This is a genomic window from Burkholderia sp. BCC1638, assembly GCF_902833195.1.
Classification (GTDB): domain Bacteria; phylum Pseudomonadota; class Gammaproteobacteria; order Burkholderiales; family Burkholderiaceae; genus Burkholderia; species Burkholderia diffusa.
On record NZ_CADFEC010000049.1, the window covers coordinates 1 to 24,531 of the forward strand.

General features: G+C 58.8%; 17 protein-coding genes and 1 pseudogene. 17 read left to right on the top strand and 1 reads right to left on the bottom strand.

Annotated elements, in window-relative coordinates:
• Nucleotides 1-363: 363 nt before the first annotated feature.
• Entirely contained in the window at nt 364-1,296 is a 933-nt protein-coding gene (locus HWX22_RS30205) for a LysR family transcriptional regulator (RefSeq protein ID WP_175889174.1), read from the bottom strand.
• Nucleotides 1,297-1,494: 198 nt separating this feature from the next.
• On the opposite strand from HWX22_RS30205, the gene aspA reads away from it, so the two are divergent.
• The 17 genes and pseudogenes from aspA to HWX22_RS30290 all read left to right on the top strand — a co-directional run.
• On the top strand, nt 1,495-2,916 hold the full coding sequence (gene aspA, locus HWX22_RS30210; RefSeq protein ID WP_175916937.1) for an aspartate ammonia-lyase: 1,422 nt from the start codon (nt 1,495-1,497) through the stop codon (nt 2,914-2,916).
• Between the two features lie 446 nt (nt 2,917-3,362).
• Nucleotides 3,363-4,412, top strand: coding sequence for a type II asparaginase (locus HWX22_RS30215; RefSeq protein ID WP_175912382.1), 1,050 nt, complete (start codon nt 3,363-3,365; stop codon nt 4,410-4,412).
• Between the two features lie 56 nt (nt 4,413-4,468).
• Nucleotides 4,469-5,863: a class II fumarate hydratase gene (gene fumC / locus HWX22_RS30220; protein WP_175889171.1), complete on the top strand. Its 1,395-nt coding sequence runs from the start codon at nt 4,469-4,471 to the stop codon at nt 5,861-5,863.
• A 70-nt stretch (nt 5,864-5,933) separates the two neighbouring features.
• On the top strand, nt 5,934-8,606 hold the full coding sequence (gene aceE, locus HWX22_RS30225) for a pyruvate dehydrogenase (acetyl-transferring), homodimeric type (protein ID WP_175912369.1): 2,673 nt from the start codon (nt 5,934-5,936) through the stop codon (nt 8,604-8,606).
• 12 nt (nt 8,607-8,618) lie between these two features.
• Nucleotides 8,619-10,199, top strand: coding sequence for a dihydrolipoyllysine-residue acetyltransferase (locus tag HWX22_RS30230; RefSeq protein WP_175889169.1), 1,581 nt, complete (start codon nt 8,619-8,621; stop codon nt 10,197-10,199).
• A gap of 12 nt (nt 10,200-10,211) precedes the next feature.
• On the top strand, nt 10,212-11,978 hold the full coding sequence (gene lpdA, locus HWX22_RS30235) for a dihydrolipoyl dehydrogenase (protein WP_175889168.1): 1,767 nt from the start codon (nt 10,212-10,214) through the stop codon (nt 11,976-11,978).
• A 156-nt stretch (nt 11,979-12,134) separates the two neighbouring features.
• Nucleotides 12,135-14,417 (top strand): NADP-dependent malic enzyme, encoded by a 2,283-nt coding sequence (locus HWX22_RS30240; RefSeq protein WP_175916938.1) that lies wholly within the window; start codon nt 12,135-12,137, stop codon nt 14,415-14,417.
• A gap of 14 nt (nt 14,418-14,431) precedes the next feature.
• A complete protein-coding gene (gene lipA, locus HWX22_RS30245; RefSeq protein WP_175889166.1) occupies nt 14,432-15,385 on the top strand; it encodes a lipoyl synthase in 954 nt (317 codons plus the stop codon).
• A 5-nt stretch (nt 15,386-15,390) separates the two neighbouring features.
• A complete protein-coding gene (locus HWX22_RS30250; protein ID WP_175912373.1) occupies nt 15,391-16,716 on the top strand; it encodes an NAD(P)/FAD-dependent oxidoreductase in 1,326 nt (441 codons plus the stop codon).
• Nucleotides 16,717-16,749: 33 nt separating this feature from the next.
• Nucleotides 16,750-18,417, top strand: coding sequence for a class I poly(R)-hydroxyalkanoic acid synthase (gene phaC / locus HWX22_RS30255; protein WP_175916939.1), 1,668 nt, complete (start codon nt 16,750-16,752; stop codon nt 18,415-18,417).
• A 32-nt stretch (nt 18,418-18,449) separates the two neighbouring features.
• Entirely contained in the window at nt 18,450-19,625 is a 1,176-nt protein-coding gene (locus HWX22_RS30260; RefSeq protein WP_175889163.1) for an acetyl-CoA C-acetyltransferase, read from the top strand.
• Between the two features lie 30 nt (nt 19,626-19,655).
• Nucleotides 19,656-20,402, top strand: coding sequence for an acetoacetyl-CoA reductase (phbB, locus tag HWX22_RS30265; RefSeq protein WP_175889162.1), 747 nt, complete (start codon nt 19,656-19,658; stop codon nt 20,400-20,402).
• A gap of 23 nt (nt 20,403-20,425) precedes the next feature.
• Nucleotides 20,426-21,106: a DUF6781 family protein gene (locus HWX22_RS30270; protein ID WP_175912375.1), complete on the top strand. Its 681-nt coding sequence runs from the start codon at nt 20,426-20,428 to the stop codon at nt 21,104-21,106.
• Nucleotides 21,107-21,202: 96 nt separating this feature from the next.
• Complete coding sequence (locus HWX22_RS30275; protein WP_244114831.1) at nt 21,203-22,795, top strand: cytochrome ubiquinol oxidase subunit I; 1,593 nt, start codon at nt 21,203-21,205, stop codon at nt 22,793-22,795.
• Complete coding sequence (gene cydB / locus HWX22_RS30280) at nt 22,782-23,921, top strand: cytochrome d ubiquinol oxidase subunit II (RefSeq protein WP_175912378.1); 1,140 nt, start codon at nt 22,782-22,784, stop codon at nt 23,919-23,921. The genes HWX22_RS30275 and cydB overlap by 14 nt, the downstream gene beginning before the upstream one ends.
• Before the next feature lie 20 nt (nt 23,922-23,941).
• Nucleotides 23,942-24,094, top strand: a complete 153-nt coding sequence (gene cydX, locus HWX22_RS30285) for a cytochrome bd-I oxidase subunit CydX (protein ID WP_175889158.1) — start codon at nt 23,942-23,944, stop codon at nt 24,092-24,094.
• Nucleotides 24,095-24,223: 129 nt separating this feature from the next.
• Nucleotides 24,224-24,531 (top strand): annotated as a pseudogene (locus HWX22_RS30290) (polyhydroxyalkanoate depolymerase); the annotation flags it as partial.

Here is a 24,531-nt window from a genome sequence, read left to right on the forward strand (position 1 = left end):
GCGAGAAATAAGGTGCATCCTCGGGGCAAACTTCTCCGAATGGGCGGCGCTTCGCTTCGGTATCCGGCCATTCCCCGCCCACATCGCCGACCACCTCGCGCGATCGCCTATTAATCAGTGTTTCCCTAGTACTACTGGCAAGAATTCAATTGCAATTATCTTATGAAGGTAAATACATGCTTGACTGCTGTCTCTTTGCGGTTTGCAACGAGAACACTCTATTGTCATCGTTACCAACGCAAGTGAATCCTTCAGGGAAAGCGGTGGAAGGCCACCGCAGTCTCCCTTCCAGACCGGACTACGTCTTGGCTTGAGTCGAGACCTATCGGCTGGGATGTCATCCAATTTCTAAGGGACTAACGACTATGCTGCTTGCCCCAAGTTACGGTGACGCTGCAGGCTGATGTGGTTCCACAATTTGTCTGTAGCAGCGCTGCTTTTATCTAAACATCGGTACAAGCGAACCTCAAGTTCGGTGATCCAGGTGCCAGATCCAGCTTGGACGATCGAACCGTCGGCAAGCTCGCGGGAAATGCAGCTTTCGGGAAGCCATCCGACTCCATTCCCAGCTGCGACCATCCCCTTCAGTGCCTCCGACATGTGGGTCTCAAACGTTCGGCGAAGCGAGTAAGGTTCAGTCGCATCCATAAGCAGCATCTCGACGACATTGCCCAGGAACGCTCCTGACGAATAGGCCATGAATGGGAGCGGCTCGTTCGTGCGACCGGGGAGCATGTAAATCGGCTTCCCGTGTTCGTCCGGTGCCGAGACCGGCAGGATTCGTTCGACGCTCAGCGTAAGGAATGGGAAATGGTTCGGGTCGAGCAGGATCGGCAACTGCGGATGATGGTAGGCGATCAACAGGTCGCAGCCGCCGTCCACCAGTTCTTGGATCCCTTCCGGCACATTGACGGCGAGCACCTTCGCCTTGAGTTGCCCCAATTCGAGGCTCAGTTGCTTAAGACAGTTTGGAATGAATGTGAACACGAGCGTGTGGGCAACCGCGAACCGAACGACCGCGTCATCGTTGGCTAGCGGTTCGTGTCCATTTGCGAGCGTTCTTGCCGCATAAATGCTGCGAAGAATATCCGCGGCCAAGCTGCGGAACATCCATCCGGTCGATGTCAGTCGGACAGGGCTGACGCTTCGGTCGATGAGCTTCGCGCCCAGCCAGCTTTCCAGAGCGCTGATTCGTCGGCTGAACGCCGACTGCGTGAGATGTCGAGTGCGCGCGGCGAGAGAGAAACTGCGCGTATCCGCGAGGCTCAAGAAATCTTCCAGCCATTTTGCTTCCATGATGATGGCCTCGTTGTGGGATACACAAAATTATCCCACGTACCATTGGTTCACAATCGGAAATACCCGAAGAGTTCGGCCGTAACCGTTGCTATTTTCGACGCGCCTTATTCCGATTGCGCATGAGACTCACGCATCCGAAAAATGGCTGCCTACCCTTCGTTTAATCGGTTGACCACGACACGGAGGAGAACGAAGATGGCGGACCAATCAATGCGAATCGAGCACGATTTGCTGGGCGACTACCATGTCCCGGCGGACGCGTATTACGGGGTGCACACACTGCGCGCCGTTGAGAACTTTCCGATCACTGGCACGCCGATCTCGATCTATCCAGATCTCATAAACGCGCTCGCCTTCATCAAGCAGGCGGCAGCGATTTCGAACCACGAACTCGGGCTCCTTGATCACCAGCGCTGCGGCGTGATTGTTGACGTGTGTGAAGAGTTGCGTACTGGTGCGTGGCACGATCAGTTCGTGGTCGACGTGATCCAAGGTGGTGCAGGCACGTCGACAAACATGAATGCCAACGAGGTGATCGCAAACCGCGCACTCGAGCTACTCGGACATAAGAAAGGCGAATACCAGCACCTGCATCCGAACGATCACGTCAACATCGGGCAGAGTACGAACGACGTGTATCCGTCGGCATTGCGGATTGCGACCTATTTTGGCATTTACGGTCTAATCGAGGCGATGGAAGTGTTGCGCGAGGCATTCGCTGCAAAAGCGGATGAGTTCGTTGACGTGCTCAAAATGGGGCGCACTCAGCTTCAGGATGCCGTGCCCATGACGCTCGGTCAGGAATTTAGCACCTATGCGGTGATGTTGGCAGAGGATCAGGAGCGTCTGCGCGAAGCGGCGTCGCTGATTCGCGAGATCAACATGGGCGCGACCGCGATCGGAACGGGCATTACCGCCCACCCGGACTATGCCCCCCTCGTTGTGCACCATCTCGGGCGTCTCACTGGCATTGATCTTGTCGCGGCGCCGAACCTCATCGAGGCCACGCAGGACTGCGGATCGTTCGTCCAGTTGTCTGGAGTGCTCAAGCGTGTCGCGGTGAAGCTCTCGAAGATCTGCAATGATCTGCGGCTGCTGTCGAGCGGGCCACGCGCGGGCCTGGGCGAGATTAACCTGCCGCCGATGCAAGCAGGGTCGAGCATCATGCCGGGCAAAGTCAACCCCGTGATTCCAGAGGTCGTCAATCAGGTTGCGTTTGAGATTATTGGAAACGATCTCACGGTCACCTTTGCGGCCGAGGCGGGGCAACTCCAGCTCAATGCGTTCGAACCGATCATCGCGCACAGCCTGTTCAAGAGCGTCACGCATCTCCGACGCGCGTGCTATACGCTTGCAGATCGTTGTGTAAAGGGAATTACCGCAAACAAAGAGCGGCTGCGCGAGACGGTCGAGAACTCAATCGGTATCGTGACTGCGCTGAACCCGTATATCGGCTATTCCAATGCAACTTCGGTCGCGCAGGAGGCGCACGCAACCGGGGGCAGTGTCGCGGCGATCGTGCTGCAGCGAGGACTGCTGAGTCAGGCTCAGCTGGATGAAATTCTGAGGCCGGAGGTCCTGACGCGGCCCGCGCCGCTTCCCGATGCGCGAGCATAACGGTCGTAACGGTGAAGTCGACGGGGCCAAAGCCGTAGTCACGCCGAGAACCTACCGCACGTAACAACAGAGTCACTGTGAGACCTCGATCGCCCTATTGTCCGATTCTTGACTGGCTATGCTCGCGATGCTGCGGTGGCAGGTTCGGCGGAAGCGAAGGCGATTGTAGCGACCGCATTTTGAGGCGCGGAGCGAACCCCTGTTGCCGATTGATGCATCCGGGCAGAAACGCACCGCCGCGTTCTCCTTAAGCGACCCTCATGCAAGATGGGATCGAAGCCGTCCGTCAATGGTGACGGACGGCCTTCCCCAGACGGCGAGATGCTGTCGTTGTCTCGGGAACTAACCTTTGCAATATATAGAGGATAACTATGCAACTTGCATATCGTTTGAATAGTATTCAACGCCGTTTGGCCGCGATTCTGCTGCTGACCGGCAGCGCGGTGATGGCGACTGGCGCACAGGCGCAAAGTGAAGGCGCGGGCGCGGCGCGTTCCGGAGCGGACTTGCCGCACGTTTTGATACTTGCGACTGGTGGAACCATCGCGGGGACCGGGGCGACGAGCACAACGACCGTTGGCTACACGGCCGCGAAAGTCGGTGTCGAGCAACTCATTGATGCTGTCCCGGCACTCAAGACTGTCGCCGACGTGACCGGCGAGCAGGTGTTCCAGGTGGCCAGCGAAAACATGACGAATACGCTCTGGCTGAAACTCGCAAAGCGGGTGAACGAACTGCTGGCTCGTCGTGATGTCGATGGCATCGTGATTACCCACGGCACCGACACTCTCGAGGAGACCGCCTACTTCCTCGACCTCGTGGTCAAGAGCAACAAGCCGGTCGTATTGGTGGGGGCCATGAGACCGTCGACCGCGATTTCGGCGGATGGCCCGATCAACCTGTACAACGCAGTGATCCTCGCCGGCAGCAAGGCGGCGGCTGGCAAGGGCGTGCTTGTCGCAATGAACGACCAGTTTTATGCCGCTCGCGAAGTCACGAAAGCAAATACGTCAACAGTCGATACTTTCCGCTCGTCTGACCTCGGTGCACTCGGTTATATGCAGGACAGTCGACCGCATTTCTATCGGGTTCCGATCCGGTTGCACACGGTCGATACCCCATTTGACGTGTCCAAGCTCGACGCGCTGCCGAAGGTCGACATTGCGTACGGCTACGAAAACGTCGGTCGGACGGCTGTCGATGCATTCGTTGCGTCGGGTGACAAGGGCATTGTCTACGCTGGCGTCGGTGACGGAAGTCTGCATCAGGACGTGAAGCCGGCGCTCGTCGATGCACGCAAGCAGAACGTCGTGATCGTTCGCGGCTCCCGTGTCGGAAACGGCATCGTCGCGCGCAATGGCGAGGCGAACGACGATCAGTTGGACTTCGTCGTCAGCGATACGTTGAATCCGCAGAAGGCCCGGATTCTGTTGATGCTTGCGCTGACGCGCACCAGCGATACTCGAGAGATTCAGAAAATGTTCCAGACGTATTGATAGACGGCGCACGAAGCAGGCATTAACCGACAACGCGTTACGCGAAGGAGATGGGTATGCCGTACCGTATCGAGCATGACACGATGGGGAAGATCGCGGTTCCGGCCGAAGTCTACTGGGGTGCTCAGACTGAGCGTTCCCGCCAGAACTTCACGATCGGCGGTCAGTTGATGCCGCGAGAGCTGATTCGCGCCTTCGCTATCGTCAAAAAGGCTGCGGCCCTGACTAACCGCGAGGCCGGAGTTCTTTCTGACGACGCATGCTCGCTCATCGCGTCCGTATGCGACGAAATCCTTGCCGGTCAACTATATGATCAGTTTCCGCTGGTGGTGTGGCAGACCGGTTCGGGCACGCAGACGAACATGAACGTCAATGAGGTGATCGCAAACCGGGCGCATGTGCTGCGCGGCGGCAACCTGACGGACGAAAAGAAGCTGCTGCACCCGAACGACGACGTGAACCGTTCCCAGTCGTCGAACGATTCGTTTCCTACTGCGATGCATATTGCCGCGTATACGCTTATCGTCGAGCACCTGCTGCCGCGCGTCGCAACATTGTGCGACACACTGGCACGGAAATCCGAAGAGACGATGCATGTTGTGAAGATAGGACGCACGCATCTGATGGATGCCACGCCGATCACATTGGGGCAGGAACTTTCGGGGTTCTGCTCGCAATTAGATCACGGCCTGCGTGCCGTTCGGCATACGCTTGTACACCTTGCGGAACTTGCGTTGGGTGGAACAGCAGTGGGGACCGGCTTGAATACGCCGCGGGGTTTTGCCGATCGAGTTGCGGCGCACATCGCGAACCTGACCGGGCATCCGTTCCGCAGTGCCGACAACAAGTTCGAAGCGCTGGCTGCACACGATGCGATGGTCGAGACGTCCGGCGCGTTGAAGACGTTGGCAGTGAGTCTGATGAAGATCGCCAACGATGTCCGGCTGCTCGCGTCCGGCCCGCGCTGCGGCATCGGGGAGATTCTTATCCCCGAGAACGAGCCTGGTTCGTCGATCATGCCTGGAAAAGTGAATCCGACTCAGGCGGAAGCGTTGTCAATGGTTTGCGCGCAAGTCATTGGAAACGATGTTGCGATCAACGTTTCCGGTATGAGCGGCCACTTTCAGCTCAATGTGTTCAAGCCGGTGATTATCTTCAACTTGATCAATTCGGTGCAACTGCTTGGTGATGCGTGTGACTCGTTCAACCGTCATTGCGCAGTTGGTATCGAGCCGAATTTGCCTGTGATTCAGCGCAACCTCGAGAATTCACTGATGCTCGTCACCGCGTTGAATCCGCACATCGGCTATGAGAATGCGGCTCGTGTTGCGAAGACAGCCCATTCGCGAGGTGTGACTCTGCGTGAGGCTGCGTCGAGTCTCGGGCTGGTTTCCGACGAACAGTTTTCCGACTGGGTTAGACCTGATCGGATGGTTGGCCGCGAAGAGTAGACGGACATCCGACCTGATAGTGCGCGTTCCTGGACGGAATGTGATCCATTCATAAATAAAGGACTGCAAAATGACAACAAAGGATGATAACGATCCCGCAGAAACTTCGGATTGGCTGGATGCGCTACGTGCCGTTAGTGCGCATCGTGGAAGCGAACGCACTAACTATCTCGTCACCAGTCTGGTGGAGCAGGCGAGACGTGAGGGCATTTACGTACCGCAGTCTCTGACAACCCCGTACTGCAATACGATTGCTCCGCAGCAAGAGACGCCCAATCCCGGTGACCTCAGCGTCGAGGAGCGCCTGCGCTCGATCATCCGCTGGAATGCGTTGGCGATCATCTTGCGCGCGAACAAGGATTCGTCCGAGCTCGGCGGTCATATTGCTAGCTTCCAGTCAGCCGAAACGCTTTATGACATTGGCTTCGGACATTTCTGGCATGCGCCGAGCAACGGACATGGCGGTGATCTCGTCTACATCCAGGGGCACAGTTCGCCGGGCATCTATGCACGTGCGTACGTCGAGGGACGGCTCAGCGAAGAACAACTGCTCAACTATCGGCAGGAGACCGGCGGTATTGGCCTGCCGTCCTATCCGCACCCGTGGCTCATGCCAGATTTCTGGCAATTCCCGACGGTATCGATGGGACTCGGGCCGCTGATGGCTATCTATCAGGCGCGCTTCCTGAAGTACCTCCAGGGAAGAGGTCTTGCCGACACCGCGCCGCGAAAGGTTTGGGCGTTCATGGGTGACGGCGAGATGGACGAACCGGAGTCGCTGGGCGCGATATCGCTCGCGGGCCGGGAGAAACTCGACAACCTCGTGTTTGTTATCAACTGCAATCTACAGCGGCTCGATGGGCCCGTGCGCGGTAACGGCAAGATCGTTCAGGAACTCGAGAGCGTTTTCCGCGGTGCCGGCTGGAAGGTGATAAAGGTGCTGTGGGGCGGCGGGTGGGACCGATTGCTCGCGAAGGACAGCAGCGGCAAGCTGCTCGAGTTGATGGAAGAGTGCGTCGACGGCGAGTACCAAGATTTCAAGAGCAAAAGCGGCGCCTATGTTCGAGAGCATTTCTTCGGCCGCTACGAAGAGACGCGTGCGCTGGTCGCGGACATGACGGACGATGAGATCTGGGCACTCTCGCGCGGTGGCCACGATCCGGCGAAGGTATATGCGGCCTATGCGGAGGCGGTGAAGTGCACCGGCCAGCCGACCCTGATCCTTGCGAAAACCGTGAAAGGCTACGGGATGGGCGAGTCTGGCGAGGGTCAGATGATCGCTCACCAAGCGAAGAAAATGACGCAGGACGCATTGCGCGGCTTTCGGGATCGCTTCCGTATCCCGTTGACGGACGAACAATTGGCCGACGTTCCGTTCATTCGTCCGGCGGACGACAGTCCCGAGATGCGTTACCTTCAAGAGCGCCGTTCCGCACTCGGCGGTTACCTGCCGCAGCGACGTCGCAAATCATCGTCACTCCCAATCCCGCCGCTCGAGGCGTTCGAGCGGCTACTGAAAGACACCGGCGAGCGCGAGATCTCGACGACGATGGCTTTCGTTCAGATGCTCGGTACGTTGGTGCGTGACAAGACGATCGGAAAGCACGTCGTGCCTATCGTCCCGGACGAATCGCGTACGTTCGGCATGGAGGGGATGTTCAGGCAGCTCGGAATCTGGTCATCGACGGGGCAGCTTTACAAGCCGCAGGACGCTGATCAGCTGATGTATTACCGGGAATCGTCCGACGGCCAGGTGCTACAGGAAGGGATCAACGAAGGCGGTGCGATGTCGAGCTGGATCGTTGCCGCGACATCGTATAGCACGAATGATGTGCCGATGATCCCGTTCTACATCTACTACTCGATGTTTGGCTTGCAGCGGGTCGGCGATCTCGCATGGCTGGCGGGCGACATCCGTGCTCGCGGTTTCCTGCTCGGCGGGACGGCAGGACGCACGACACTGAATGGCGAGGGTCTACAGCACGAGGACGGACACAGCCACCTGATCGCGGGCACGATTCCCAATTGCGTATCGTACGACCCGACTTTCGCGTATGAAGTCGTCACGATCGTTCGCGAAGGGATGCGGCGCATGGTCGAGGCGCAGGAAGACGTCTTCTATTACGTGACGCTGATGAATGAGAACTACGCGCACCCGGCGATGCCGGAAGGCAGCGAAGAGGGGATTCTCAAGGGCCTGTATCTGCTGCGTGACGGTGGAAAGGCCGAGCGAAAAGGTCACAAGGTGCAGTTGATGGGAAGCGGCACAATTCTGCGCGAGGTGATTGCCGCTGCGGATTTGCTGCACAGCGATTTCAAGATTGCCGCGGATGTTTGGAGTGCGACGAGCTTCAATGAGCTGCGCCGCGACGGCATGGATGTGGAGCGCTGGAACAGACTGCATCCCGCTGCCGAGCCTCGCGTGAGCCATGTCGAGCAATGCCTGAGCGGGCATGACGGCCCTGTCGTCGCCGCGACAGATTACATGCGCAACTATGCGGACCAGATCCGTTCGTCGGTCCAGGCAGCAGGACGTCGCTACACCGTACTCGGCACCGATGGCTTTGGACGCAGCGACTATCGACGCAAGCTACGTCGATTCTTTGAGGTCGATCGCTGGCACATCGCGATCGCGGCTCTCAACGCACTGGCGAAAGAAGGTGTGATCAAGGCATCGGTTGTAGCGGAAGCCATTGCGAAGTACGGCATCGACACCGAGGCCGCGGCACCCTGGACGGTATGAGGAGACAACAAAATGAGCGAAGCGATTGAAATCAGGGTGCCCGATATTGGTGACTTCAAGGACGTACCGATCATCGATATCCATGTCAAGGCGGGCGACGCGGTCAAGGCCGAGGATCCGTTGATTACGCTTGAGTCGGATAAAGCGACGATGGAGGTGCCCGCGCCGTTCGAAGGAATCGTGCACACACTAAAGGTGCAGCTCGGTGACCGCGTCAGCGAGGGCAGCATCATTCTGCTTGCCGGTGCGAACGGTGTGGCGCCGGCGTCGGCCAAGCCGAGCGTAGCGCCGCCACCGGCGCCGGCGACGGCGCCGACTGGCGCGGCCGACGTGCGCGTGCCGGATATCGGCGACTTCACCGACGTGCCGGTGATCGAGATTCATGTACGGCCGGGTGATACGGTGAAGGCGGAAGATCCGCTGATTACGGTGGAATCTGACAAGGCGACGATGGACGTGCCGGCTCCGCTTTCGGGCGTCGTCAGCGAGGTCAAGGTTCAGCTTGGTGACAAGGTGAATGAGGGGACGGTAATCCTGACGCTCAGCACCGCCAATGGCGTCGCCGCTGCGCCTGCCGGAGCGCCGGCCCAGGAGGCAGTTGTCGCGGCCTCCGCGCCTCCGAAACCCGCAGCTAGCGGCACAATTGACGAGCAGGCGTTTGCGCTCGCGTATGCCGGGCCAGCCGCGCGCAAGCTTGCGCGAGAGCTCAGCGTGGATCTCGGCAAAGTCCGCGGTAGTGGCAATCACGGTCGAATCGTCCGCGCGGATATCGAGGCGTTCGCGAAGGGCGGAGCAGCGGCGGCCACAGCGAAGCCGGCTACGTCCTCAGACGATACCACCGGCGGTCGAGGTGGCGGTCTCGACCTGTTGCCTTGGCCGAACGTCGACTTCGCGAAATTCGGCCCAGTTTCCCGTAAGGATCTTTCGCGCATCAAGAAGATCTCCGCCGCGAACCTGCATCGAAACTGGGTGGTCATTCCGCATGTCACTACCCAGGACGAAGCGGATATCACGGATCTGGAACAGTTCCGCGTGTCGATGAACCGGGAACTCGAGAAGTCTGGCGTCAAGCTGAGCCTGTTGCCGTTCATTATGAAGGCCGCCGTCGCAGCGCTGAAGAAATTCCCGGAATTCAATGCAAGTCTGGATGGAGATGCGCTAATTCTGAAGGACTACTGGCATATCGGATTCGCCGCCGATACGCCAAACGGCCTGATGGTGCCGGTGATTCGGGACGTCGACAGGAAGAGCATCCCGGAAATCGGTAAGGAGATGAGCGAACTGGCAAAGTTGGCACGGGACGGAAAACTGAAGCCAGACCAGATGCAAGGCGGCACGTTCACGATTTCGTCGCTGGGTGGCATTGGAGGAACGTACTTCACGCCCATCATCAACGCGCCTGAAGTCGCGATCATGGGCGTTTGCAAGTCGTTCTGGAAGCAGGTGTCGGTGGATGGCAAGCAATACCAGTCCAAGCTGATCTTGCCGTTGTCGCTGTCATGGGACCACCGGGTGATTGACGGCGCGGCCGCCGCGCGCTTCACGGTTCTTTTTGCCAGCGTGCTCGCCGACCTGCGGCGAACCATGTTCTGATTCGAGGTTGAAATGACACAACGTGTAGAAGTCAAGGTTCCTGACATCGGCGACTTCAAGGATGTCGCCGTGATCGAGGTATTGGTTAAACCGGGCGAGATCATTGCGGTCAATACCGGGCTGATCATGGTCGAATCCGACAAGGCGTCGATGGAGATTCCGTCGAGTCAAGCGGGTGTCGTGAAGGAACTGACGGTCAAGATTGGCGACAAGGTCAGCGAAGGAACCGTCATTCTGATGCTTGAGGCGACCGAAAGCAAAACGGCCTCGGAGCAGCCCGCGGCGTTTTTCCCTGCGCAGTCGTCGACGGAGTCGGTGCAATCACAGGCAGCGTTCCCGAAAGCAGCCCACTTCAGTGGCAATGCCGATATCGAATGCGACATGCTCGTTCTGGGCGCCGGCCCCGGCGGCTACTCCGCTGCATTTCGCGCGGCTGATCTCGGAATGAAGACGGTCCTCGTTGAGCGCTTTCCAACGCTCGGGGGCGTGTGCCTGAACGTCGGCTGCATTCCGTCCAAAGCACTGCTGCATACGGCCGGCGTGATGACTGAGGTATCTCGGCTCGCCGATCACGGTATCCGATACGGCAAACCCGAGATCGATATCGATGCGCTGCGTTCGTTCAAAGACGGCGTGATTCACAAGCTCACGGGCGGATTGGCCGGAATGGCAAAGGTACGCAAGGTCGAGGTGATTCACGGTACAGGTGGATTCCGCGACCCGCATCACCTTGAGGTCGCATTGCCGGAGGGTGGCAGGAAGATCATCCGATTCGCTAAGGCGATCATTGCGGCTGGCAGCGAGGCGGTGAAGCTGCCGTTCATGCCGGACGACGAACGTGTGGTGGACTCGACAGGCGCGCTGAAGCTGAATCGGATTCCTCGGCGGATGCTGGTGGTGGGCGGTGGCATCATCGGCCTGGAGATGGCGACTGTTTATTCGTCTCTCGGCGCGCGCATCGATATCGTTGAGATGCTCGATGGCTTGATGGCTGGCGCCGACCGCGACCTCGTCAAGGTATGGGAAAAATTCAACAACGACAGCTTTGCGCATGTGATGCTGAAAACGCGCACGACAAAGGCGGAAGCACGGCCCGACGGCATCTACGTGAGCTTCGAAGGCGATAAGGCACCTCCAGAACCGCAGTGCTACGACATGGTGCTGGTGTCCGTCGGGCGAAGCCCGAACGGCCGGAAGATCTGCGCGGAGAATGCGGGGGTCGCAGTCACCGAGCGAGGATTTATCGAAGTCGATCGCCAGATGCGCACGAATGTTCCGCACATCTTCGCGATCGGTGACATCGTCGGCCAGCCGATGCTCGCGCACAAGGCGGTCCATGAGGGGCATGTCGCGGCAGAGGCCGCGCACGGCGAAACCACGCATTTCGACGCGCGACAAATTCCATCGGTGGCCTATACCGATCCTGAGGTCGCATGGGCAGGAAAAACGGAAGAGCAATGCAAGGCCGAAGGTATCAAGTATGGGAAAGCAGTGTTCCCGTGGGTTGCGTCGGGACGTGCGATCGCCAACGGCCGCGACGAGGGTTTTACTAAGCTGCTGTTCGACGAAGCGACGCACCGCCTAATTGGTGGAGGCATTGTTGGCACGCATGCGGGTGACTTGATCGGCGAAGTTTGTCTTGCGATCGAGCTGGGATGCGAGCCCGCCGACATCGGCAAAACGATCCATCCTCATCCCACGCTAGGCGAATCTGTCGGTATAGCAGCGGAGGTATTTGAGGGCGTCTGCACAGATCTGCCACCGGTAAAGAAGAAATAGGGTTGGCACGGCGAATCGGAACCCGTCAGGGCCCGGTTCGCCACGGACGCCTGTCACGGTGTGTGTCCATTGACCACCGCTTTAAAATTATTCGTATAACTAAATGTCTAGCGCCTCGCATATGCGGTGGCCTGGCTTTGCAACGGAGATATTTCCATGGCAGACGAACTGCGCGACGCCGCACTTGACTATCACCGCTATCCGGTTCCCGGCAAGATCTCGGTCACCCCGACTAAGCCAATGGCGACACAGCGAGATCTCGCGCTGGCGTACTCACCGGGCGTCGCCGAGGCGTGCATGGCGATTATTAACGATCCGAAGGAGGCAGGGAATCTGACCGCGCGCAGGAATCTCGTTGCCGTTGTCACTAACGGGACTGCCGTGCTCGGACTGGGCAATATCGGTCCGCTGGCCGGCAAGCCGGTGATGGAGGGCAAGGGATGTTTGTTCAAGAAGTTTGCCGGCATCGACGTGTTCGACATTGAACTCGCGGAAAACGACCCGGACGCGCTGATCGATACGATCGCGCGCATGGAGCCTACCTTCGGCGGTATCAACCTCGAGGACATCAAGGCGCCCGAGTGCTTCTATATCGAGTCGAAGTTGCGGGAACGAATGAAGATCCCGGTCTTCCACGATGATCAGCACGGTACCGCGATCGTCGCAGCTGCCGCGTTGCTCAATGCACTCAAATGCGTCGGCAAGAATATCGAAGAGGTCAAGTTGGTGGCGTCCGGAGCAGGGGCTGCTGCGCTTGCGTGCCTGGATCTGGCAGTCAGTCTCGGCCTGCGGCGTGAGAACGTGTTTGTCTGCGATGCGACTGGTGTCGTCTATATCGGACGGACCGAGGGCATGGATCCGAACAAGGCTCGCTACGCGCGTGGCACGGACGCACGCAAGATGGCGGAGGTGATCCCCGGCGCTGATATCTTCCTTGGACTGTCCGCGGGCGGCGTGCTCACGCAAGACATGGTTGCGACGATGGCGCCGAATCCGATCATTCTCGCAATGGCGAACCCGACGCCGGAGATCATGCCCGAAGTGGCGCTAGCAGTCCGCCCTGACGCGATCATCGGGACGGGGCGATCCGATTATCCGAACCAGGTCAACAACGTTCTGTGCTTCCCGTTCATCTTCCGAGGTGCACTCGATTCGGGCGCCACGACGATCAACGAGGAAATGAAGCTGGCGGCGGTGCACGCAATTGCAGAGCTGGCGCATGCCGAGATTCCCGAGAGCGTTGCACAAGCGTACGGTGCACATGGATTGCGCTTCGGACCGCAATACCTGATCCCGAAACCGTTCGATCCGCGCCTGATCGAAGTGGTCGCGCCGGCGGTCGCCAAGGCTGCGGCAGACAGCGGCGTTGCCCAGGAGCCGATTGCTGATCTCAGCGCGTATCGGCAGCAACTGAGTCAGTTCGTCTATCGATCGAGCAGCGCAATGCAGCCGGTGTTTGCGGCCGCCAAGCGTTCGCCGAAGAAAGTAATTTACGCGGAAGGGGAAGACGAACGCGTGCTGCGTGCCGCGCAAGTTGTGATCGACGAGGGCCTCGCGCGTCCGCTACTCGTCGGACGGCCCGATGTAATCATGGAAGAAATCGTCAGATTCGATCTTAGGTTGTCACCGGGTGAGAACTGCGATCTCGTGAATCCGCTCGATCCTGGCGTCTATGTAGACTCCGCGGAAGCGTACTACGAGATGCGGCGCCGTGACGGTGTGTCGCGTTCGCTCGCGCTCGCGCGGATGCGCAGCCAGAGCACGCTGCTGGCTGCGATGTTGCTGCGCATGGGGCACGCGGATGCCATGTTGTGTGGAACGGTTGGCCGTTATACCGAGCACCTGTCCGCGGTACAAGAAGTAATCGGGACACGAGAAGGTGTGAGTACTCTCGCCGCGATGCAGATGCTGATGCTGCCGGAGCGCCAACTGTTCATCTGCGACACGCACGTCAATCGCGATCCGAATTCTGAGCAAATCGCGGAGATCGCGTTGCTGGCCGCGGAAGAGGTGCGCCGCTTTGGTGTCATCCCGTCCGTGGCATTGTTGTCCCACTCCAATTTCGGTTCATCGGACGCGCCATCTGCACGGAAGATGCGCGATGCGCTGAGGATGGTTCGAGCGCGAGACCACAGACTCGCGATCGAAGGGGAAATGCAGGGTGACGCGGCACTGTCGCGCGCCGTCCTGGACGGTGAGTTTCCCGAATCGCATCTCGACGGCACGGCCAACGTACTCGTGATGCCTAATGTGGACGCCGCGAATATCTCATACAACCTGCTCCGCGTCGCGGCTGGCCACGGTATCACCGTGGGGGGGATCCTTCTTGGGGCAGCTTGTCCCGCGCATATTCTCACACCGGCGTCGACTGTGCGTCGCATCGTTAACATGACGGCGCTGGCCGTGGTCGACGCTGCGTCAGAGCGCGTGGGCGTCTGAACGGAGGGCATGCAATGGACATCCGCAATCCAGCGGCGCCCGCCGCCGAAGGGCAGCGTGGCGATGCCAAAACACGGCGGATTCCGATCCAGCCTGTTCCGTCGGAGGCACAGATCAAGCCTTCATGGCTGCGTGTGCCTTTGCCAGTCGGTCCTGCGTTTCGTGAGGTCAAGCGCTTGCTGCGTGAAGGTGACCTGCACACTGTTTGCGAGGAGGCGGCTTGCCCGAACATCGGTGAATGCTTCAGTCGCGGCACGGCCACGTTTATGGTGCTAGGTGACCTTTGTACGCGCCGCTGCCCATTCTGCGACGTTGCGCATGGTCGGCCGCGTCCGCCGGATCCGGAAGAGCCGGACCGGCTTGCCGAGGCCGTGGCGCGACTTAGGCTGTCGTACGTCGTTGTGACGAGCGTCGATCGCGATGATCTGCGCGACGGGGGAGCAGCGCACTTTGCGGCATGTATCCGTGCGATCCGCAACCAGTCGCCCGAGACGCAAATCGAAGTGCTGGTGCCGGATTTCCGCGGGCGTCTTGAGCTGGCGATCGAGCGGTTGGTGGCTGATCCGCCTGATGTTCTGAACCACAACCTCGAAACGGTGCCTCGCCTGTACCGGGCGGTACGACCAGGCTCAGACTATGCACATTCGCTGAGGCTTCTTGCCGAATTCAAGCGAGGGCGCAGCGACGTGATGACGAAGTCCGGGTTGATGCTTGGGCTAGGCGAGACGGATGCGGAGGTGCAGGAGGTCATGCGCGACCTGCGTGCACATAACGTGGACATGCTGACGATCGGGCAATACCTTCAGCCGCGCGCAGGTAACCTACCGGTGCTTCGTTACGTCGAGCCAGCGCAGTTCGATGCGTTTCGGTTGCACGCGCAGCACCTCGGGTTCACCCACGCTGCGTGCGGGCCGCTGGTGCGTTCGAGTTACCACGCTGAAAATCAAGCCCAGGCGGCAGGACTTTGACGATCATGAACAGTGCACACCAGAAACCGCATCGTATTGTCATCGTCGGCGGTGGTGCTGGCGGTCTCGAACTGGCCACGCGCCTTGGCAGGAAGTATGGCAGGGGGGGCGCTGCAGAGATCACGCTCGTAGATCGTCATCGCACACACGTCTGGAAACCAAAACTGCACGAGATCGCGTCCGGAAGCATGGACACAAGCGCGCACGAAGTCGACTACTTGGCGCATTCGCATCGACACAGTTTTCGGTATCGCATCGGCGAAATGGTGGGACTCGACCGAGAACGGCGCGAGATTCAGGTGGCACCGTTCATCGACGACGAGGGAAGGAACGTTACGCAGGCTCGGGTCTTCGGGTACGACACGCTAATCATTGCGATCGGGAGCCGTACGAATGACTTCGGGACCCCGGGTGTACAGGCGCATACGGTGAGGCTCGAATCCCAAAGCGATGCGAAAAGGTTTCATGCTCGGATGGTCAATGCCTGCATTCGCGCTCACACCCAAGCTGCACCACTCAGGCCAGAGCAACTTCACGTCGCGATCATCGGCGCGGGCGCCACTGGCGTTGAACTGGCGGCGGAGCTTCATCGCACGACGCGTGAGGTGGTCGCATATGGACTGGATCGAATCGATCCCGACAAGGACATCAAAGTCAGCCTCATCGAAGCTGCTGATCGTGTGCTGCCTGCCCTACCACCGCGGCTTTCGCAGGCAACCGAGCGGTTGCTCGACAAACTGGGCGTGGAGGTACACACAAATGCGCGCGTGGCGGAAGTCAGCGGTGACTGTGTGTCCCTCGCGGACGGACGAATGTTGGCGGCGGAGCTCGTCGTCTGGGCTGCCGGTGTCAAGGCGCCAGACTTCCTGAGTAACCTCGCCGGTCTCGAAACGAACCGCATCAACCAATTGGTCGTTGGCGCCACGCTGCAGACAACTCGGGATCCGGATATCTTTGCGTTCGGTGACTGTGCCGCATGCCCATGCGGTGGCACTGACGGTAATGTGCCGCCGCGCGCTCAGGCGGCTCACCAGCAGGCAGCGCATTTGGTGACGCAGATGAAGCTGAAGTTGGCAGGCAAACCGCTGCGCGACTATCGGTACCGCGACTTTGGTTCGCTCGTGTCGCTAGGCAAGTTCAGCACCGTTGGCAATATGATGGGTGGCCCAATGGGAGGCAGTCTCATGATCGAGGGCATGCTTGCGCGAATCATGTACGAATCACTCTACAAGATGCATGAGTTGGCGCTGCATGGGTGGCCCAAGGTGATCGTTGACACACTGGCGAGATTGCTCACGCGCCGCGGCGGTCAGCACGTGAAATTGCATTGAGCCGGCGTGATATCTGATTGCAAGAGAAAAAATATGAAAACCAATCATCCTGACCCAAGCGCTTGGTGGCGCGATTTGATGCGCTTGTGGACTCTCGACACACCTGCGGACGAGGCAGCGCGAGCCTGGCGAAATGCGTGCGAGGCGTTTGTTCGGTGGCATATCAACGGTCTTCCTGAGTTGGAAGCGCTTTGGGCAGCGCCGAACGTGTTGAATGAGACGGCCGTCCGTGCAACCGAGGATCGACGCTTCAGCGATGACGCGTGGAAGAAGGACCCGCGTTATATCGCGCTGGCGCAGCACTATTTGGCGCAATGCGAGGCGTTCGACAAAGCCCTATCCGCAATGCCCGTGGACGATCGTACCAAGGGCCGGTGGCGGTACTTGTTGCATCAGATACTCGATGCCGTTAGTCCGGCAAACTACCTTGCAACGAACCCGGAGGCACTTCAGACTGCGCTGGATACGAGAGGATCGAGTCTGATCGAAGGGTTGCGTCTATTCCTCGAAGATCTCGCCAAAGGTGCGGTATCGATGTCGGACGACAGCGCGTTTTCGGTCGGTGTCGATCTCGCTGTCACGCCGGGAAGCGTGATATTCGAGAACGAGGTGATGCAACTGATTCAGTATGCGCCGACGTCAGCGTCGGTTCGCGAGCGTCCGTTGCTGATCGTGCCGCCCTGCATCAACAAGTATTACATCCTCGATCTTCAGCCTGAGAATTCGCTGGTCGCCTATGCGGTGAGTGAGGGCCACACCGTGTTCCTGGTGTCGTGGCGCAACATCGACGCCACATGCGGACAACTGCAATGGGACGATTACATCGAAAGAGGCGTATTGCGAGCGCTCGATGTTGCACGCGATATCAGTGGAGCCGACAAGGTCAACACGTTGGGCTTCTGTATCGGCGGGACGCTGCTCGCGTGTGCGCTCGCGGTGTCTGCGGCGCGTGGTGAGTCCCGCGCGGCGAGCGTGACGCTGCTGACGACGTTGCTCGACTTCTTCGATGCAGGGGAGATCGGCTTGCTCGTAACTGAGTCAATGGTTACGGCACGCGAGATGACGATCGGTCGGGGCGGCGTGTTGCGAGGCGTTGAGCTTGCGAACGTATTTGCATCGCTGCGTGCGAACGATCTGATCTGGCCTTATGTCGTGAGCGGCTATCTAAACGGGAGACGCCCGGCCGCATTCGATCTCCTATTCTGGAATTCGGATCACACCAATCTTCCGGGACCGATGTATTGCTGGTACCTGCGCAATGCTTACCTCGAGAACCGCTTGCGTGTACCGGGCGGAACGGTTCAATGCGGGCAACCCGTCGATTTCGCCAGCATAGACGTCCCAGCATTCGTGTTCGCGTCTCGAGATGATCACATCGTGCCGTGGAAAGGCGCGTACGCCAGTACGCGGCTGCTTGGCGGATCAACGAGATTCGTCCTTGGCGCGAGCGGGCATATTGCCGGTGTCGTGAATCCCCCCGCAAAGCGTAAGCGTCATCATTGGACCGGCGAGATCTGCGCGGACCCGGATGTGTGGCTTACAGGTGCGGTGCGCCAAGAGGGAAGTTGGTGGCCGGAGTGGATGGAGTGGCTGCACACGCACGGGGGCGCGTGTGTCGAGCCGCCACCACTCGCCGGCAACGAATGCTTTCCGGTGATAGAACCCGCACCGGGGCGATTCGCGGTGGCGAAGGCTATCTAGAACAAGTAGATCAATTTCTAGTGGAGGTAGAGATGGAAGACGTAGTCATTGTTGGTGCTGCCCGCACGGCGGTTGGGAAGTTCGGTGGCTCTCTCGCATCGGTGGCGGCGCCGGACCTCGGTGCAGTCGTGATCAAAGCGTTGCTCGAGCGATCGGGTGTCACGGCAGACCAGGTCGACGAGGTGATTCTGGGGCAGGTACTGACGGCAGGCGGTGGGCAGAATCCTGCGCGGCAGGCGGTTATCAAGGCGGGTATGCCACATGGGGTCCCCGCATTCGTCGTGGGAAAGGTCTGCGGCTCGGGATTGAAAGCCACCCATCTGGCAGCACAGGCGATCCGTTGCGGCGATTCCGGGATCATCGTCGCAGGCGGCCAGGAGAACATGAGTGCATCGCCTCACGTGCTCCTGCGTTCACGCGAAGGGTGCCGCATGGGCGATTGGAAGTTGACCGATACGATGGTTCATGACGGTCTGTGGGATGTCTACAACCAATACCATATGGGTATCACGGCAGAGAACGTCGCGCAGGAGTACAGCATTTCGCGCGAAGCGCAGGATGAGTTCGCCGCTGCGTCACAGCAGAAAGCTGAGGCTGCTCAACTCGCCGGCAAGTTCGTCGCCGAGATCGTGCCGGTTGAGGTTGCATCGAAAAAGGGCGTCGTGGTGTTCGACCGCGACGAGTTCATCAAACCTGGTACGACAGCAGAAGCCCTGGGCAGTCTAAAGCCCGCGTTCTCGAAAACCGGAAGCGTAACCGCCGGTAACGCTTCCGGTTTGAACGACGGCGCGGCCGCAGTGCTGATGATGTCCGCAACGAAGGCGCGCGAGCTCGGTCTCAAGCCGATGGCGCGGATCGCGGCCTATGCGTCTGCGGGTCTTGACCCGAGCATGATGGGCATGGGGCCTGTTCCCGCGTCGAAGCGTTGCCTCGAAAAAGCCGGCTGGAACGCACAGGACGTGGATCTTCTGGAGATCAATGAGGCCTTCGCAGCACAAGCATGTGCTGTAAACAAAGAGATGGGCTGGGACACCAGCAGGATCAATGTGAACGGTGGTGCGATCGCCATTGGTCACCCGATTGGTGCTTCCGGTGCGCGCATTTTGGTCACGTTACTTCACGAAATGATTCGGCGGGACGTTCGCTGCGGGCTGGCGTCGCTGTGCATCGGCGGCGGTATGGGTGTGGCGCTCGCAATCGAGCGTTGAGCGCACTTTCAATAATTACTGGAGATACAAATGAGTGAGCAACGCGTGGTACTGGTTACGGGTGGCATGGGTGGACTCGGTGAAACCATCTCGACAAAGATGGCGGACGCCGGCTATCGGGTGGTCGTAACGTATTCGCCTGGCAACAAGTCGCATGAGGAATGGGTCGCACGCATGAAGGAGCGCGGTTACGACATCGTCGCCGTCGCATGCGATGTTGCAGATCTCGATTCGTGCAGCGGTGCGGTGGCAGAGGTGCAGGCGCAGGTCGGTGCGGTTGACGTGCTTGTGAACAACGCGGGTATCACGCGCGACATGACCTTTAAGAAGATGGACAAGGTCAATTGGGACGCCGTGATGCGAACCAATCTCGACAGCCTGTTCAACATGACCAAGCAGGTAGTCGACGGGATGGTCGAGCGTGGCTGGGGCCGCGTCATCAACGTGTCGTCGGTGAATGGCTCAAAAGGGGCATTCGGCCAGACCAACTATTCGGCGGCCAAGGCCGGTGTCCACGGATTCACGAAAGCACTTGCACAGGAGGTGGCGAAGAAAGGCGTGACGGTGAACACGATCTCGCCGGGATACATCGGAACGAAGATGGTGACGGCGATCCCCGAGGAGGTGTTGAGCTCGAAGATTCTGCCGCAAATTCCCGTTGGTCGCCTCGGCAAGCCGGAGGAAGTCGCAGGTCTGATTATCTATCTCGCATCTGAGGAGGCGGCATTCGTAACCGGCGCCAACATTGCGATTAACGGCGGCCAGCACATGCAGTAAGTGGACATGCGTACGGAGAGGAAATGGATATCTTGAAGACGGATCATGACGCCCTCATCCGGCAGTTCGCGGAAGCCAGCGCTGCCCAAGGGGAAGCATTACAAGAGGCGGTGCGCGATGCGATGTTGAGGGCATTGCAGGGGCGGGAGCTGACGCTCAAAAGCACGATCGATACGCTGCAGGCGGTCGTTGCGGCGGCGTCAGCAGGTGTTGCGCAGAACCCGAGCGGTGCCATTGGCCGGGTGCAGCTTCTGGCCGAGGCCGTAGAGGGGATGGACGCGGCAATGGTTCGGATCATCGATGTGCACCGCCGTACGCTGCAGCATCTATTTGAACAGGGGGCGGATCTGCGCACGCCGCAGATCCGCGATGCTGTCGAACAGGTCGAGGGTCTCGAGTCCGCATTCTTTGCGGCTATGGATCGCGCGGCCGAAGCGTCGGCGCCGCCGATGCGTGGACCGTGGGTCGACGCGATTCGCGCGTTCAGGCAGACCGGAACGTCGTCGGGACCGAGCGCGAAGACCGCGGTCGAGCAGTTAATGTCGCAGACGAAACAAGCAGTGGCTGACGGCCGCGCGCTTGGTCAGCATGCGACGCAGGCGATTCTGGATCACTATGCGACGCTTGCGAGCGGTGTCTTGATGGGTATGTGCGAAGCGATGTCGAGCGCTGCGTACCTTGCTCCGTCCCCCGACGGAAAGTGACACGGGAGCTTGACTGACTAGCTTCCACGTGCCCGCGGGCATATTTGGAACATGCTTGCCCGCATTCCCCGAGTTGCACCCCTGGGAGAACACTTTTTGAGCATCGATCCCGAAGTCGTCAGCCTCTCGCGGGTGCAGTTCGGTATCACCGCGTTGTATCACTTCCTATTTGTACCGTTGACGCTCGGGCTTTCATGGTTGCTGTTCATCATGGAAGCGCTGCATGTCATGACGGGCAAGATCATCTATAGGGATATGACGCAATTCTGGGGGAAGCTTTTCGCCATCAATTTCGCGATGGGCATCGCGACGGGCGTTACGCTTGAATTTCAGTTCGGCACCAACTGGGCGTACTACTCGCACTATGTAGGTGACGTATTCGGCGTATCGCTTGCTGTCGAAGGGTTGATGGCTTTTTTTCTCGAATCTACGTTCGTCGGTTTGTTCTTCTTCGGCTGGGATCGGCTCGGGCGCGTACAACATCTAGCGGTGACATTTCTTGTTGCAGTCGGGTCGAATCTTTCTGCGCTGTGGATTCTTGTCGCAAACGGTTGGATGCAGAATCCGGTCGGCGCTGCGTTCAATCCTGAAACGTTTCGCATGGAGATGACGAGTCTCACCGAGGTGATCTTCAATCCTGTCGCGCAGGTCAAGTTCGTCCATACGGTGGCTGCCGGCTACGTCACAGCAGCAACGTTTGTGCTCGGTATTAGTGCCTGGTATCTGCTAAAAGGGCGCGACGTGGCATTCGCTATACGGTCGTTTGCGATCGCCGCTGCGTTCGGATTGGCGTCGGTGTTGTCGGTGATCGTGCTGGGCGACGAGTCAGGGTACACGACGGGCGAGGTGCAGAAGGTCAAGCTCGCGGCGATCGAGGCGGAATGGGAAACTCAGCCGACGCCGGCTCCATTCATGTTGTTTGGCATTCCGAATGAAACCCGTGAAACTTCCGATTATGCGATCTACGTCCCTTGGCTGTTGGGGTTGATAGCCACGCGCTCCGTCGATACGCCGGTGATCGGTATCCGTGAACTTCGCGCCGACGCAGTGAAGCGAATTCGCCGCGGGCAGCAGGCGTACGCTGCGTTGCAAGAAATCCGGAACGGAAGTAGCGATGCAGCCGCGCTGGAGGTTTGGCGTCGATATGAGAACGATCTCGGTTTTGGACTCTTGCTGAAAAAATACACGTCAAGCGTTGTCGATGCGACGGATGCTCAGATCGACTCTGCGGCGCGGGATACGATTCCGCGCGTCGCGCCGATGTTCTGGGCATTCCGCTGCATGGCTGGGCTAGGACTCTGGCTGCTAATTCTGTTCGGATGCGCCTTCTATTTTCTTGCACGCCGCAACGTCGCGCCGCAGCGATGGCTGATGAGGCTCGCGCTCTGGTCGATTCCGATACCGTGGATTGCGGCTGAGTTCGGTTGGTTCGTTGCAGAATATGGGCGGCAGCCGTGGACCATCAGCGGTGTGTTGCCGACGTTTCTGAGTGCATCGAGCGCCTCACGTGGCGATCTGTATTTCAGCCTCGGCGGACTCGCCTGCATCTATACGTTGCTGCTCGGTATTGAGCTCTTTTTGATGTTCAAGTATGCCCGCAGGGGACCAAGCAGTCTCGGATCGGGGCGCTATCACTTTGAGATTCAAACGGCCACGATCGAGAAAGGGAGGGCTCATGTTGGCGCCTGATATATTGCAGCTGACTTGGTGGATTCTGATCTTGGCCCTATTCTGCGGTTTCGTAGTAACGGACGGATTCGATTTTGGCGCGTTGATACTGCTCCCATGGGTCGCGAAGTCCGACGAACGGCGCCGTGTTGTACTTAATGCGATCGGACCGACATGGGAGGGAAACCAGACCTGGTTCATCTGCGCGATCGGTGCGACGTTTGCTGCATGGCCGCTGGTATACGCCGTGATTTTCTCGGGTCTCTACGTGCCAATGATGCTCGCGCTTTTTTCGCTCTTTGCGAGACCTGTCGGATTCGACTATCGGAGTAAGCTGAAAAGTCGATGGTGGCGAGTTACCTGGGATAGCGTGTTGTGTGGTGGCGGATTCACTTCGGCTTCCTTGTTCGGCCTGGTAGTCGGCAACCTTTTTGTTGGACTACCTTTCACGCTTGATCAAGACTACCGACTCGACTGCCATGTGACGCTATTCGACTTACTCCACGCATTTCCGCTTACCGTTGCCTTAGCAACCGTTGCGATGTGCATGATGCATGGTGGTGCGTACGTGCAAAGGCGTGTCGATTCAACATTCTCTATCGAGATAGGCCGATGGACAACAGGCGCGGCGCTCGCATTCGCGGTGCTCTTCGCCTGCTGCGCGCTATGGGTTGCCACAACCTTGCCTGGCCTACACGTCTCGTCATTGTTGATGCCCGCAGCGACGCAAGACGAGAACTACTTGTCATCGCAGTTCGTCGCAGGCGGTTGGGCACGGAACTTCGTGCGTTACCCGTGGTTAGCGGCCTTGCCGGTATCGGCTTGGTCGGGTTCCGTCGCGACTGCGATTCTTAGCCGGTCACAACATTGGACTGCCGCCTTTTGTGCGAGTTCTATAGCAGTGCTCTCGGTCGTCGGCAGCGTGGCTGTCGCGTTATTTCCCGTGTTGGTCGCATCGTCGGTGAATCCAGCGGCAAGCCTTACCGTATGGAACGCTACGTCGAGCCCGAGAACGCTGCAGGTCATGCTGTTCGTAGCGGTGATATTCGTGCCACTGATCGTGCTTTATACGAACTATGTCTATCGCACGCTTCGCGGAAAGATCACCGTAGAAATGATTCGAGATAAATCAACGAAACTGTATTGACAGTACTGTAGGGGCTACTCATGTGGTATTTCACCTGGATGCTCGGATTGGGACTGGCTCTCGCGTTTGGCGTCGTTAACGCCTTGTGGCTTGAGTCTTCTTACGCGTTCGGCGAACTTGATGAAGCAGCCACGCGTGAGCGATTTGAGTCGCGAGCCGCACTCGATGAATAATCGCCGTGCGCGATTTTTCACATACGCCATATGCGAATCATCACGCTCTGGATAAATCTGGATATTTCAATCGGCACTGCGAAATTCGTTTATTGGTGTGCCAGCAACGCATAGAAATCAGGAGGACCAATGCTTTATCAACTGTATGAGTCTCACCGGGCGATACTGAACCCGCTCACGGCCTGGGCCCAGGCCGCCTCCAAATCGTTCGCCAATCCGTCCAGCCCGTTCTCCCTGACACCCGGCGCGACACGGATGGCCGCTGCGTGTGAACTCCTTTACCGGATCGGTAAAGACTATGAGAAACCCGATTTCAACATTCATCAGATCGTCAAGGACGGCCACAACATCCCGATCGTCGAGCAGACGATCGTCGAGAAGCCGTTCTGCCGGCTGCTGCGCTTCAAACGCTATTCGGACGACGCCGATGCCGTCAC

What these genes read in the sequence shown, in the direction of transcription:
- HWX22_RS30205 (WP_175889174.1), bottom strand. Translation starts at nt 1,296, where the DNA reads ATGGAAGCAAAATGGCTGGAAGATTTCTTGAGCCTCGCGGATACGCGC.
- aspA (WP_175916937.1), top strand. Translation starts at nt 1,495, where the DNA reads ATGGCGGACCAATCAATGCGAATCGAGCACGATTTGCTGGGCGACTAC.
- HWX22_RS30215 (WP_175912382.1), top strand. Translation starts at nt 3,363, where the DNA reads ATGGCGACTGGCGCACAGGCGCAAAGTGAAGGCGCGGGCGCGGCGCGT.
- fumC (WP_175889171.1), top strand. Translation starts at nt 4,469, where the DNA reads ATGCCGTACCGTATCGAGCATGACACGATGGGGAAGATCGCGGTTCCG.
- aceE (WP_175912369.1), top strand. Translation starts at nt 5,934, where the DNA reads ATGACAACAAAGGATGATAACGATCCCGCAGAAACTTCGGATTGGCTG.
- HWX22_RS30230 (WP_175889169.1), top strand. Translation starts at nt 8,619, where the DNA reads ATGAGCGAAGCGATTGAAATCAGGGTGCCCGATATTGGTGACTTCAAG.
- lpdA (WP_175889168.1), top strand. Translation starts at nt 10,212, where the DNA reads ATGACACAACGTGTAGAAGTCAAGGTTCCTGACATCGGCGACTTCAAG.
- HWX22_RS30240 (WP_175916938.1), top strand. Translation starts at nt 12,135, where the DNA reads ATGGCAGACGAACTGCGCGACGCCGCACTTGACTATCACCGCTATCCG.
- lipA (WP_175889166.1), top strand. Translation starts at nt 14,432, where the DNA reads ATGGACATCCGCAATCCAGCGGCGCCCGCCGCCGAAGGGCAGCGTGGC.
- HWX22_RS30250 (WP_175912373.1), top strand. Translation starts at nt 15,391, where the DNA reads ATGAACAGTGCACACCAGAAACCGCATCGTATTGTCATCGTCGGCGGT.
- phaC (WP_175916939.1), top strand. Translation starts at nt 16,750, where the DNA reads ATGAAAACCAATCATCCTGACCCAAGCGCTTGGTGGCGCGATTTGATG.
- HWX22_RS30260 (WP_175889163.1), top strand. Translation starts at nt 18,450, where the DNA reads ATGGAAGACGTAGTCATTGTTGGTGCTGCCCGCACGGCGGTTGGGAAG.
- phbB (WP_175889162.1), top strand. Translation starts at nt 19,656, where the DNA reads ATGAGTGAGCAACGCGTGGTACTGGTTACGGGTGGCATGGGTGGACTC.
- HWX22_RS30270 (WP_175912375.1), top strand. Translation starts at nt 20,426, where the DNA reads ATGGATATCTTGAAGACGGATCATGACGCCCTCATCCGGCAGTTCGCG.
- cydB (WP_175912378.1), top strand. Translation starts at nt 22,782, where the DNA reads ATGTTGGCGCCTGATATATTGCAGCTGACTTGGTGGATTCTGATCTTG.
- cydX (WP_175889158.1), top strand. Translation starts at nt 23,942, where the DNA reads ATGTGGTATTTCACCTGGATGCTCGGATTGGGACTGGCTCTCGCGTTT.